Source organism: Pseudoalteromonas aquimarina (genome assembly GCF_049257255.1).
Classification (GTDB): Bacteria; Pseudomonadota; Gammaproteobacteria; order Enterobacterales; family Alteromonadaceae; genus Pseudoalteromonas.
Window position 1 is genome coordinate 135,081 of the sequence record NZ_JBMMUG010000009.1, and the last position, 12,876, is coordinate 147,956.

The 12,876-nt window shown below is 36.8% G+C and carries 10 protein-coding genes; 8 read left to right on the forward strand and 2 right to left on the reverse strand.

The features are described from left to right. The first annotated feature begins 6 nt into the window (after positions 1-6). The 8 genes from wbpA (at position 7) to AAEU29_RS19560 (ending at position 10,438) form a co-directional block, all read left to right on the forward strand. Positions 7-1,311, forward strand: coding sequence for a UDP-N-acetyl-D-glucosamine 6-dehydrogenase (wbpA, locus tag AAEU29_RS19525; RefSeq protein WP_421974876.1), 1,305 nt, complete (start codon positions 7-9; stop codon positions 1,309-1,311). A gap of 17 nt (positions 1,312-1,328) precedes the next feature. After that, on the forward strand, positions 1,329-2,276 hold the full coding sequence (locus AAEU29_RS19530; protein WP_421974877.1) for a Gfo/Idh/MocA family protein: 948 nt from the start codon (positions 1,329-1,331) through the stop codon (positions 2,274-2,276). Next, a complete protein-coding gene (locus tag AAEU29_RS19535; RefSeq protein WP_421974878.1) occupies positions 2,276-2,860 on the forward strand; it encodes an acyltransferase in 585 nt (194 codons plus the stop codon). Before AAEU29_RS19530 ends, AAEU29_RS19535 begins: the two co-directional genes overlap by 1 nt. Positions 2,861-2,863: 3 nt before the next feature. Beyond that, positions 2,864-3,928: a DegT/DnrJ/EryC1/StrS family aminotransferase gene (locus AAEU29_RS19540; RefSeq protein WP_421974879.1), complete on the forward strand. Its 1,065-nt coding sequence runs from the start codon at positions 2,864-2,866 to the stop codon at positions 3,926-3,928. An 8-nt stretch (positions 3,929-3,936) separates the two neighbouring features. After that, positions 3,937-5,217: a hypothetical protein gene (locus AAEU29_RS19545; RefSeq protein WP_421974880.1), complete on the forward strand. Its 1,281-nt coding sequence runs from the start codon at positions 3,937-3,939 to the stop codon at positions 5,215-5,217. Positions 5,218-5,229: 12 nt separating this feature from the next. Beyond that, positions 5,230-6,144 (forward strand): lipopolysaccharide biosynthesis protein, encoded by a 915-nt coding sequence (locus AAEU29_RS19550; RefSeq protein ID WP_421974881.1) that lies wholly within the window; start codon positions 5,230-5,232, stop codon positions 6,142-6,144. Then, entirely contained in the window at positions 6,144-7,433 is a 1,290-nt protein-coding gene (locus AAEU29_RS19555; protein ID WP_421974882.1) for an O-antigen polymerase, read from the forward strand. Before AAEU29_RS19550 ends, AAEU29_RS19555 begins: the two co-directional genes overlap by 1 nt. Before the next feature lie 80 nt (positions 7,434-7,513). Then, positions 7,514-10,438, forward strand: coding sequence for an FG-GAP repeat domain-containing protein (locus AAEU29_RS19560; protein ID WP_421974883.1), 2,925 nt, complete (start codon positions 7,514-7,516; stop codon positions 10,436-10,438). 46 nt (positions 10,439-10,484) lie between these two features. On the opposite strand, the gene AAEU29_RS19565 is transcribed toward AAEU29_RS19560, so the two are convergent. Continuing rightward, entirely contained in the window at positions 10,485-11,612 is a 1,128-nt protein-coding gene (locus AAEU29_RS19565; protein WP_421974884.1) for a glycosyltransferase, read from the reverse strand. 4 nt (positions 11,613-11,616) lie between these two features. Next, positions 11,617-12,831 carry a lipopolysaccharide biosynthesis protein gene (locus AAEU29_RS19570; RefSeq protein WP_421974885.1) on the reverse strand — a complete coding sequence of 405 codons (1,215 nt, stop codon included), beginning with the start codon at positions 12,829-12,831 and terminating at the stop codon, positions 11,617-11,619. Between the last annotated feature and the right edge of the window lie 45 nt (positions 12,832-12,876).

Below are 12,876 nucleotides of genomic sequence, written 5' to 3' on the forward strand. Positions count from 1 at the left end.
AATTGTATGAAGAATCAATTGATTAATAAGTTTGGCAATAAAACCGCCAAAATAGGCATTGTTGGGCTCGGCTATGTCGGTTTGCCGCTTATGTTAAGGTATAACGCGATTGGATTTGACGTGCTGGGCATTGATATTGACCAGATAAAAGTCGATGCGTTATTAAGTGGTCAAAGTTATATTGAGCATATTCCATCTTCCTCTATTCAACAGGCGTTGGCTAATGGTTTTGATGCAACTACTGAGTTTTCAAGAGCGTCTGAATGTGATGCGTTAGTGTTATGTGTACCCACGCCACTGAATAAGTACCGTGAGCCAGATTTAAGTTTTGTCATTGATACAACAGAAGCGCTCGCACCATACTTTAGAAAAGGGCAAGTGTTATCATTGGAAAGCACAACCTATCCAGGTACGACTGAAGAAGAGTTGCTCCCACGCGTGGAAGCGCACGGTTTTACCGTTGGTGAAGACTTTTTCTTAATCTATTCACCAGAGCGTGAAGACCCAGGTAACCCAGATTTTGAAACTCGCACTATACCCAAAGTGTGCGGTGGTCACACTGCAGCCTGTGCCGAAGTGGGTATTGCATTATATTCACCTGCAATTGATCAGGTTGTGCCAGTGAGTTCAACTAAAGCTGCTGAGATGACTAAATTATTAGAAAACATTCATCGTGCAGTCAATATCGGCCTTGTTAATGAAATGAAGATCGTAGCAGATCGTATGGGCATAGATATATTCGAAGTGGTGGATGCCGCGGCAACTAAGCCATTTGGTTTTACACCGTATTACCCTGGCCCTGGTCTCGGCGGGCACTGTATTCCTATTGACCCATTTTATCTAACCTGGAAAGCGCGCGAGTATGGTTTACATACGCGTTTTATCGAGTTATCAGGTGAAGTGAACACCGCGATGCCTGAATATGTCGTTAATAAGTTGATGGATGGCTTAAATCAGCATGGTAAAGCTTTAAAGGGTAGTAAGGTACTGGTACTTGGGATTGCTTATAAAAAGAATGTTGATGATATGCGTGAATCGCCGTCAGTTGAAATTATGGAGTTAATTGAAGCGAAAGGTGCTGAAGTAGCGTATTCAGACCCTCACGTACCAGTGTTTCCAAAAATGCGCGAGCATAACTTTGACTTGTCTTCGGTTGCGTTGACACCTGCGTCAGTTGCAGAGTTTGATGCTATCGTGTTAGCAACAGATCACGATAAGTTTGATTACTGCTTAATCAAAGAAAGCGCGCAGTTATTGGTAGATACGCGAGGCAAATATAGAGCGCCTGCGGACCACATTATCAAAGCCTAGTTTTAAGAGGATTTTCAATGAAGAATTTTGCCCTTATTGGTGCGTCTGGTTATATTGCACCTCGTCATATGAAAGCGATTAAAGAAACAGAAAACCATTTATCGGTGTGTTTTGATATTAATGATTCGGTAGGTATTATTGATAGTATTTCGCCGCAAAGCGAGATGTTTACTGAATTTGAGCGCTTTTATGACTTTGCCCACAAATTAAAGCGAGATGCAAATACCCAACTTGATTACGTGACGGTGTGTTCACCAAACTACTTACATCATTCTCACATTACTGCGGGTCTGCGTTTAGGCTGTGATGTCATTTGTGAAAAGCCGTTGGTACCAACTGTTGAGCAGCTTGACGATTTAGCTTTAGTGGAAAAAGAAACGGGCCGTAAAGTATACAACATTCTTCAATTGCGCCATCATCAAGCGATTTTAGACTTAAAAGAGCAAGTAGCGAACGCAAGTTCAGATGAAAAGCATGAAGTAGAACTCACTTACATTACATCACGCGGTAAGTGGTATATGGAAAGTTGGAAAGGCGACCCGCGTAAATCGTTTGGTGTAGCAACCAATATTGGTGTTCATTTCTTCGATATGCTGCACTTTATTTTTGGTGATTTGAAACGCAATGACCTGCACTTTATGAATGAAGATAAAGCATCTGGTTATTTAGAATATGAAAAAGCCCGTGTTCGTTGGTTTTTATCGATTGATGCCAATGATTTACCTGAATCGGTAAAAGGAAAACAGCCAACATTCCGTTCAATTACCTGTGATGGTAATGAGCTGGAGTTCTCAGGTGGTTTTACTGACTTACACACTGTGAGTTACCAAGAGATTCTAGCTGGACGTGGTTATGGTATTGAAGATGCACGTCATTGTGTGCAAACCGTTGAAGGAATTCGAAAAGGTAAAGTGCATATTGAATCTGAAGTGGAAGTTCACCCGTTTGCTAAAGAATTAATCTAATGAGTAACTATACGGTACATGACAGCGCCATCGTTGATGATGGCGCATTAATTGGCGACAATACCCGAATTTGGCACTTTGTGCATGTGTGCGGTGGCGCACAAATTGGGCAAGGTTGCTCACTTGGTCAGAATGTGTTTGTTGGCAATAGAGTCACAATTGGCAATAACGTAAAAATTCAAAATAATGTGTCAGTTTACGATAATGTTCACCTAGAAGACGACGTATTTTGTGGACCAAGTATGGTGTTCACCAACGTGTATAATCCACGTTCGTTTATTGAACGCAAAACGGAATACCGAGATACTTTGGTGAAAAAAGGTGCCACCTTAGGCGCCAATTGCACGGTAGTTTGTGGTGTTATCATTGGTGAGTATGCACTGGTTGGCGCTGGCGCTGTTGTTAATAAAGATGTACCGTCATTTGCTTTAATGGTGGGCGTACCTGCAAAACAAATAGGTTGGATCAGTAAGTATGGCGAGCAGTTGTCGCTGCCGTTAACAGGGGATGGTCAAGCGGTGTGTGAGCACACTGGAACCAAGTACCGTTTAAAAGATAGTCAGCTATCAATTGATATGGATTAATTAATGCAGTTTATCGATTTACAAGCGCAATATAAGCACCTGCAAGACAAAATAGACGCGCGCATTCGCAGTGTACTGGAACATGGTATCTATATTATGGGTCCTGAAGTACAAGAGTTAGAGCAGCACCTGGCAGAGTATGTTGGCGTTAAGCATGCAATCACCTGCGCGAATGGTACCGATGCGCTGCAACTCACCATGATGGCATTTGATATTAAAGCGGGTGATGCTGTTTTTTGCCCTACTTTTACCTTCTTTGCGACTGCAGAAGTGGTTGCGTTTGCGGGGGCTACCCCAGTGTTTGTTGATTCTGATGAAGCGACATTTAATATTTGCCCGCAAGACTTAGAGCGTCAAATTGAAAAAGTGATTGCCGAAGGTCAGCTTACTCCCAAAGCGATAATCGCAGTTGATTTGTTTGGTTTACCGGCAAACTACCCAGAATTAGAGCGCATTGCTAAAAAGTTTGGTTTAAAACTTATTGAAGATGCTGCGCAGGGCTTTGGTGGCGAAATCAATGGACAAAGAGCGGGCAGTTTTGGCGATATCGCCACGACTAGTTTCTTCCCTGCAAAACCATTAGGCTGTTATGGTGACGGTGGCGCTTTGTTTACCAATGATGATGAGCTTGCAGAATTATTACGCTCTTACCGAGTACACGGTAAGGGAAGTGATAAGTATGACAATGTCCGCATTGGTATGAACAGTCGTTTAGACACTATTCAAGCTGCGATTTTATTAGAAAAATTAGCTGAGTTTCCCACTGAATTAGTGAAGCGAAATGCAGCTGCAGAAAAGTATACAGCGGAACTTTCTGCGCGTTTTAATACACCACATGTACCGGAAGGTTACTTAAGCTCTTGGGCGCAATATACGCTGGTTGATGAAAATCGCGATGCGATAATGGCAGAGTATAAAGCACAAGGTATCCCGACTATGATTTATTATGGTACGTGCATGCATGAGCAAACCGCATTTAAAGATTTGGGATACAGTCATGGAGACTTTCCAGTAGCAGAACGACTAGCAAGGCAAGTATTTAGTTTGCCGATGCATCCGTATTTGTAGGAGGGGATATGAGATTTTCTCTTTTAATATTTTGTTTATTGTGGATAGCTGCTTGCTCTGAAGATAGACCAAATGAAAAGCAATTAAGAAATCAAAATATTGATAAGCTTTGGGGGGAAACAGTTACACCCTATCTTCAAGATGACTTATGGTTAGAGCAGTATACTTATGATGCAGGCCAAATCTTGATGGTACCTTTACATTTGGCTTTCAAGACAAGTGATGAAGATAAAATACAGGAGTTTCATGATTTTTTTAGTCGTTACTCTATCGTAATGACTGAAAGTGTTAATGAAAACCGCCTAAAGCAGCTCCAATTTTGGTATTTAACTTCGCAATACTTGACCTTTGTTTCACAGCGCGATGAGTGGCAACAGTATCATTCTGAAATAAGTAACTTTATTTCAGAATATTTAACTGACTTATGGTTTTATCGACCTATCCATGTGTTTGGTATTCATACAGATGGACTGAAAGAGCGAATACTTTGGAAATTGGAAAATAAAGATTATTTTCCAAAATATAAAAGAGCTACCTTTGACGAAGAGTTTTTCACTTTTGTGATAGCTGCAGATTTGAGTACATTAAAAATGGAACACAGTGATACTCATAAACAGACTCAAAAAGATATTCTTGATTTAGCGTTACTCGTTTTTGAAAGTGAGGTGGTGTACACATCAGATGGTTGGTTATACCAACCTGGACAATGGCAAGATTATGATGATTACTTATACGCAGGCCATGATGTTTTGACTGATTCGATGGAACCTAAACCAGTAGAGGGCATTGCACTAGATAGTTCGCATGCACATCGTTTTTCGTTATGGTTCGACTCTCTAATTAACAGTTCAGAATACAATAGCTCAAGATATTTATATTATTCAGATTTGAAAAAAGGTTTTATCAAACAGTTTATTAATAAGATAATAGAGCCCATCTCAAGTGAGTTTCCGGGTATGAGAATGAAAAATTATAGTGATGGTCATAACGGTATTTACCGCTATCGATTTCATGATGGTTCAGAGTCGGCTATAAAACTTGGATATGAAGCGTATAATTTGTCAGGAACACTATTCAGTGGCTTTTACCCTTTAATGAATGACGAGTTCGTAAATACGCAATATGCAGCAGCGTGTGACCTTTTTCCATTAGCTGAAGAGGTTGTTTTACTTTATATGGGTCTAGGGCCAGCAAGAGCAAGCCATGATTTGGTTAGTATGCCAAACTTCTTTACAAATGGCTTTGCTGAACTTATATGCTTGAGTTCAATTAAAATTAAGCAGTATTAGGAAATTTCTTTGATGACTAAAGATGTAGATTTTGCACAATTAAGTGTTTCTGATTTTATTAAACCTTTATTAATTCATAAGTTCAAAATAATCTTATCGACACTAATATTTTCTATAGCGGGTGTGTTTTATTCATTATCTTTACCAAATATCTACAAGTCTGAGGGGGTCTATATTCCAAACCTTGATGAAGGCGCAGGAGGAATATCAGGTTTAGCTTCGAAATTTGGAGGATTAGCATCTTTAGCTGGCATTAGTCTTGGATCTACTGAAGGAAATGAGTCTTTGATAGCAATTGAAACTTTAAAGGCAAGAGTTTTCATTCTCAAATTTATAAAGCAACAAAAAATAGAGGTAGAGTTATTTGCTGCGGAAGGTTGGAATAAAACTACTAATGAATTGCTAATAGATGAAGACATATATGATGTTTCAAAAAATGAGTGGGTTAGAGAAGTTGATGAAGGGGAATCCGTCAACCCAACAGATCTTGAATTATATGAAGCGTTTTTGGAGGTTTTAGAGGTTAATGTTGATGACGAAACAGGTTTGATTCGATTAGCAATTAAGCACTACTCTCCAAGTTTAGCAAAAAAGTGGCTGGAGCTTTATGTTGTTGAAGCTAATTCATGGATGAAAAATCAGAAACACAGCTTGGTAACAAAGAATATCGAAAATTTGAATAAAATCGTAAATGAAATTAAGTTAACTGACACTAAAAGTGTTATTTACGAGCTAATGGAAGAGCAAATTCAAGCAAAAATGTTAACGATGACTCGAGATGAATATGCATTTAAAACAATAGATCCGCCATTTTATCCAGAACTGAAATCTGAACCCAAAAGGGCACTCATATGTATTGTATTTGCTTTTCTAGGGGGATTATTGAGCTCTATCTTTGTGTTGGTAAAGAATGATATAGAGGCATAATGTTCTCTTCAATTAGAGTTGGCAGTTTAATAGCTTTTTGCTTTTATATTTATACTTTTGGTCTGGTTTTTGGGAGTAAAGTTTTTCTCATTACTCCTGCAGCCTCACTAATGAATATTATGTTCCTCGTAATTCTCGCGTTAGGTTGGTTGTATTTCATAAAGCAAAAACATGATATTCGTGATCTGGGGATATTTTTTTTGCTAGGCGCGTTTGTTTTTTCCATAGGTATTGCAACCGTTTTCTATCGTAATTCAGAGCAAATCAAAGACACTTTTTACGCTTTTCATATTGTGGCTATATTTTTGATTGTTTATACAATAATCAAAAATAAATTAATTACAAGAAACCAGCTTTTCAATTTTCTCTATTATCTTTACTTAACTCTAATATGTGCATCGATAGTGCAATTTTTGGGACTAATCGGATTTGGGATTCAGCTTTGGCATGAGGAGTTAAATATAGAGCATGGGATCGAACTAGTTAAAGGACCATTTAGCAACCCCAATAACCTGGCTATTATATGTTTAATGTTTTTTTGTATGTTGTACTGGATGGCTGAACAACTTTCTATGAGAAAAAAGCGGGTTATTCTTGTAGTTGTTACAGGCATCATATTATTACTAACATTATCTAGATTGGCTGTTTTGTTATTTATTTTGTTTTTCTATGGTTATTTGTTGTACCAAAGGAAATATAAGCTTTTTTCGTTTTTGCTGGTCGTGAGTCTTATATTCTTGGTTATGTTTGTTACTGTTATTTTTAGTCTCGAGCCAATGAAAGTTGAAGCTGATAGTGAATTTTCCTTTGTTGCACGTAATGTGAATAGGTTAATCGCAATTAGGGATATCGCCTCATCTTCTGGGAATGATAGTAGTGGGATTAGAATTAACTCATATTTATATTTTTTCTCAAACCTAGAAAGGGCGACTTTTCCGTATGGCAGTGGAAATTATTCGAATTTTTATATTAATACCAAATTTGACTCAAAACTAATTTCCCTGAATCCCCATTCATATATTATTGAAGTAATTTTAGCTTATGGAGCTATTTCTGGTTTCTTGTTATTGGGGCTACTATCTTATATGGCTATAACAAATATCAAAAATACGCGTACAGATAGGTACTTCATTTTTTTTCTTAGCTACTTTTTGCTTTTGACTAACATTCCTTCTTCCGTATTAAGAATGCCTTTGATTTGGTTATTTTTATTTCTAATTTTTTATTTTTGTATGTTGGAGAGTTCGGAGGACGAGATAAAACAACCAACTTTATTAACTAGTGATTAAGGTTGCTGCTTAAAAATAGAAAAATCAATGTAATGTATGCTAAATTACTGACGGATAAACTAAATTTATAAGGAAATAACGTGAAATTATTAATGCAGACGCTATTACTACCTTTATTTTTGATTGGGTGCGGCTCTGATAAAAAAGATCCAGAAATTAGTGACTCAAGTTACGAAATTATAGGACCTCAGAGTGCTTATGCGGGGGAAAAAGTTGAGTTGGCCTTATCTGCAAGTTCAAAAGAAAGTTTTACTTTTGATTTTTCTCAAACTGCAGGTCCAGAGGTCAATAATATTGAATTTGATGGTAACGATATTAGCTTTATGTTGCCGTTGTCATATGAAGATTATAAAACCTCTTTTAGTGCTATTTTCAACCCAGGAGAAGTTGGTGCAACTGAGGTGGTGTTTGATTTAACAGTAAGTAAAAATCTTCCTCCAACAGTTGTAATTAAAGGTGCAAATCAAGCTATAGAATTTACCCAAGTGCAACTCAGTGGCGAGCAAAGCCTCGATCCTGAAGGAGGTCATATTTCACTCGCTTGGGAAGTAACGAACGGTGATTTTGAGTTACAGGAATTAGAATCTGAAGTTGTATTTACCGTTCCTTCGGTTAGTAAGCAAGCGAAAGTTTCCGTTAAACTGACTGCCTCAGATGAGTATGGGCAACAAAGTTATGTTGAGCATGTAATCTCAATTACTCCGTCAAAAAACTCAGTTTATCAACTTGAAAAACCGTATCTAGCTGGAGAAAGCTTTCATACGCTAGGTATCAATGATGTCAATGGAGATGGCATAGATGAAATTATAACTACAGACTCTTTTGGTTCACAGTTAAATATTGTTTATTTTGAAGGAGAGTCATTTAGAGTTAAATCGCTTGATACCAATTTAAGTCATGTATCAATTGTGGCCTTTGTTGATTATAACGAGGATGCAGAATTAGATATTTTAATGGCCTCTCGCGACGGGTTCGATATATATATTAATCAGGGTGATTTTGACTTTAAAAAGGGAGTGAATTTATCAACATACTGGACATCTTCAAGCTGGAAAGATGATTTACTAAATAGAGGGCGGGTAACTAAATTATTTGTTGATGATATTAATAATGATGGCATTTTTGATATTACTTACGATGTTGAATGGGAGCAATCTCCAGACAACCGTTTATGTTTTGGTTCATTAAATACAGTTTTCCAAACTTGTTACCCAAACACAAGCTTTTATAGCCTAAGTACAGGAACGCCATATTATGAACAACCTAAAGAGATTACATCAGGATTTAGGTGGGTAAATGACAACTGGGGAGATTGGGGTGGCACTGATTCAAGTATATACGGCACTGTCATAAATAAGGAAAGCTTGAGTACAAATTTTGTTGTATTGCAGGAGCGACACAGTGGTTATGATTTAAAACAAAACCTGTTAGTTCTGGATGAAAGCTTAAATATAGTTAAAGAAATAGAACGAGAAAGAGGCTTTATGGATAGTACATCTAGCGTACATTTTGTAAAGCTATTAGATATAGATAGAGATGGTGATAAAGATATTATATTTAATTCAGAAGCTGACCAAACACTGTGGCTTGAGAACACTGAGCAAGGTTGGTTAGAGCCCTCGATATTATTTGGGCAGTACTTTCAACCTGTTGAAATATTTGAATTAAATGGTGGTGAAAGTGTTGGGTTGTTAGGGTTTGGAGAATATGATTATCGTGCAGAGAAGCTTTTTGTTACAGAGCTGAGTGATAAAGGAATTAACGAACCTAAATTTTTTACAAATTTGCCTGAAAAAAACATGAAGTTTTTTGGTGCATTTACGAATGCTCAAGCTATTGAAGGGGTAACGTCAGATAATAAAATGTTTACTTTTTCTCAGGCTGAAGAGTATGAAGAAAATATTATATTTGAAACTCGAAACGGAAATGAACAGCATATTGTTGATGCGCTTATTGTGCCAAAAAACTCTTTGTCAGATGTTGTCACAGTGGATAGTCTTGGTACCTTAAAATATTTCACACAAACAAGCTTAGGCATTTTTACTCCAGAAGTTCTCTGGTCGTCAAAAGAAGATTCAACTCTAGTTTTATTAGGGGCAACTGCCAATGACAGTCAAGAGGGAGTATATTTTTATTATGATGGTGAAATTAGAAATGGTAGAGGTGAATCAATCGTAAGCAATGTCGCTGAACCTAGTTTAATTAAAATATCTGATATGGATGGAAATGGTTTTGCTGACGTCATTTATGTTGATGAACAAAGTGATAGGCTTACAATAAAATTTGACGAAGGTACTACATTTTCCGATTTAACTTTACCATCGACAGGAAGAGTTTCTACTCTATCTGTCGGTGATGTGAATAAAGATGGTTTAATGGATATCCTCTATGGTTCTTTTTCGAAATCGTTGCTTATTCAGAAAGAGAATAGAGAGTTTCAAAAGAGAGATATCTACCATTATTCTGCAATGCCAACAATAATGGGCGATTTCAATGGAGATGGAAAGAGTGAAATCATATTCCAAAAAAATGCTTTAGAAGCGTATTCCATCGAATCTTTTGAAAAGCAAAGTGTTTGGCTTGGTGGGGGGATAGATGTTGCTTGGTTAGCTTCAGCTGATGTGAATGGAGATGGAGCAGACGATTTATTGCTAAATGAGTTTTGTAAACTTGAAGAAGAGTATAAACTCAGTTGGGCAAAAAATGTAGATGATAAAAATAGTTTAGACTTGATTCATTATCAAAACTGTTTACAGATATCAGAAAATAATATTGAAGATCTGGATGGAAACGATCTTTTTGATGTTGTGATTGACAGATATTGTGACAAAACAGGTCCTATTATTTTTAAACAGACATCCGTTAATGTGTTTAACAAAGAAAGGCCTAGTGAGCAATGTCATCCCCTTTCACTGATACGAGTGGGAGATATGGATGGAAACGGCAGTTTAGATACGTTAATACTCAACAAAAATAGAGATAAGTTAATTCAATACCTGCGGTAAGGTATGAGCAGTGCTTCTTACTTTTATTGTAAGAAGCACTATTTGTTCACTCTATATTCGAATAAGTTTCAGTTAATGCTTTTGATATTGTGCTGTGAGAGTATTTTGAAGATGCTAATAGCATAAGGTTCTTTTTGTTAATTGAGCGTTTAAGGCATATCTTTATTGACTCTGCCATCGAGCTTTCAGATAGATTACAGAGAATGCCTAGCTCATCAGAGTTTATTATCTCTGGTATTCCACCTACATTCGGAGCTACTACAGGGAGACCACAACTAAGGGCTTCAATGAGAACAACTCCAAAAGTTTCATAGTCACTACTTAAGCAAAAAAGTTGAGCTTGATTCATGAGTTTTGCTATTTCGGTTTTGTCTTTCTTACCTAGGAAGAAGATTCTATTCTCAAGAGTTAATTTTTTAGCCAAGCATTGAAGCTCATTCTTTAATGGTCCATCACCAACAATAACTAAATTCACAGAATCATTTTGTCTTGTAACTTGCTCGAATGCATTGATTAGTCTTTTGTGGTTTTTGATTTTTGTTAAGCTAGCCACATTAAGTATAAATTTCCCATATTGACTGCTAACACAAGGTTGATAAGTGAATTCTTTATCAACAATATTGGGTACACAAGTAAACTTAATATCGAATAAATGCTCCAGCGTGTTCCCTAAAGATCTGCTAACCGCTAAACAAGTACTCGCGTTTTTAAATGCGCGAAGGGCTACTTGATGAAAATAGGGAGTAATTTGGTTGTTTGCAAAGTGAGAGTAATGCTCTGTAATTATATATGGAATGCCATATTTTTCTTTCGCCCAAATGGCTGCTCCAGCCGCACTATAAACATGCACATGGATCACATCAGGTTTACCACAGGCTTTAATGTATTGCTTAATTAGGCGTGTTGTGAGTAGCGTTCTAATTTTATGATTTAGAGGTTGCAGCTTTGGCACAGCAGGAAAGCAAAGTTGTATTTCATTGTTGGTCTCTAACTGATCGATGTATGAAATATGTTTAAGTTCTGAAATTCGTAATAAACAAAAAGAAATCACACCAACAGTATGCCCTGACTCTCTTAATGCGTTTACTTGTGAGCGAAAAAAAGTGCCAGCCATTGTATTTGCTGGGTTTGGGTAGTTGACAGGTAAAACAAGAATGTGTTTCTTTTTATTCACACTATTACTCTTTGATTAAAGTTTTGTACCAGTAAAGTTGAAGCGCAACAATTGAGCTTCCTGCGGCTGAAAAATAAGTGATGGATTGAATGAAACTCGCACCAGTTAAACCAGCAGTAATAAGTGTCCCAAGAGATACCACACCATAGAATACTTCTAGTTTTAGCGCTGATTTTTGTTTGTTTTTTAAAATTGTGATGAAAGAAAATGCGCCTGCAATGGTTCTGAACAGAAACCAAGGCGATAAAGCTAAAATGATATAATAAGTTTGAGCCCATTCATTCCCAAGCAATGTTACCACCAAAGAGTCACCAATGAATGTAAAAATGCATAATGAGGTTAAAAATATAGAAACTAATATATACATCACCTTTTTAGCTAGGTGCCATTGTAGTTTATTATTTCCCTGATGATTTAGTGATGCAAATTGTTTGTGCAGTATTTTATTTGTGGCAACTGTGAAGAAACTTATCGGTGTACCAATAAGCCTGTTGGCCATAGAATATAGCCCAATACTAGAAGGTAGATAAAAGGTAGATAAAATATAGACAGGAGATTGCAGCGTTAACATGTTATAGAGGGTATGGGGAGCTAGATATTTTAAGTTGTTTTTATTGTATTTGTATGCATATTTTAGCAAAGCTTTACTTGGCTTGTTAAAAAAGTTGCATAATTTATATATAGCTAAACTACCGATAAGTATGTAGCCTAGTGCAAAACCCCAAATTTGTCCTAAGGGGGTTATATCAGCCAAAATAAAAGTAAAGGATACTACAAATATGGCTCTAATAATAATAAGTCTGCCTACTTTACCTACGTCATCTTTCCAGATTAAATAATTTTGAAATGCATTAAATGCGGACCAAAAAAAACCGGTAAGAATTCCTCCCAATACATAGATATGAACTGAAATAAATAAAGTAGTAATCCAAAAGAGCGTTGTCATTATTATTAACATGCTAACTGCAATTACAGCATATAATTGTATAAATGCTCTAATTGTCCGATTGTTATTTCTGGCACTTAATAATGAAGCCTCAACTCGCAAACTAAATAAGACAGATGTAATTGCGGCAGTAGCAAGATAAATAGCGAAATCAGCAAAGTCTTGTGGTGAATATAAACGTGAAAAAATAGGCAGTGCTAGTAACGGAAGTAACTGAGCAACAGCGGTGCTATTTACAATTTTTGAAATGTCGAAAAGGATTTTTTTTATCACGAAAGAAAATCTATGTCGGATTTAGTTTGGCTTGATTTTACCCAG

What these genes read in the sequence shown, in the direction of transcription:
- wbpA (WP_421974876.1), top strand. Translation starts at nt 7, where the DNA reads ATGAAGAATCAATTGATTAATAAGTTTGGCAATAAAACCGCCAAAATA.
- AAEU29_RS19530 (WP_421974877.1), top strand. Translation starts at nt 1,329, where the DNA reads ATGAAGAATTTTGCCCTTATTGGTGCGTCTGGTTATATTGCACCTCGT.
- AAEU29_RS19535 (WP_421974878.1), top strand. Translation starts at nt 2,276, where the DNA reads ATGAGTAACTATACGGTACATGACAGCGCCATCGTTGATGATGGCGCA.
- AAEU29_RS19540 (WP_421974879.1), top strand. Translation starts at nt 2,864, where the DNA reads ATGCAGTTTATCGATTTACAAGCGCAATATAAGCACCTGCAAGACAAA.
- AAEU29_RS19545 (WP_421974880.1), top strand. Translation starts at nt 3,937, where the DNA reads ATGAGATTTTCTCTTTTAATATTTTGTTTATTGTGGATAGCTGCTTGC.
- AAEU29_RS19550 (WP_421974881.1), top strand. Translation starts at nt 5,230, where the DNA reads ATGACTAAAGATGTAGATTTTGCACAATTAAGTGTTTCTGATTTTATT.
- AAEU29_RS19555 (WP_421974882.1), top strand. Translation starts at nt 6,144, where the DNA reads ATGTTCTCTTCAATTAGAGTTGGCAGTTTAATAGCTTTTTGCTTTTAT.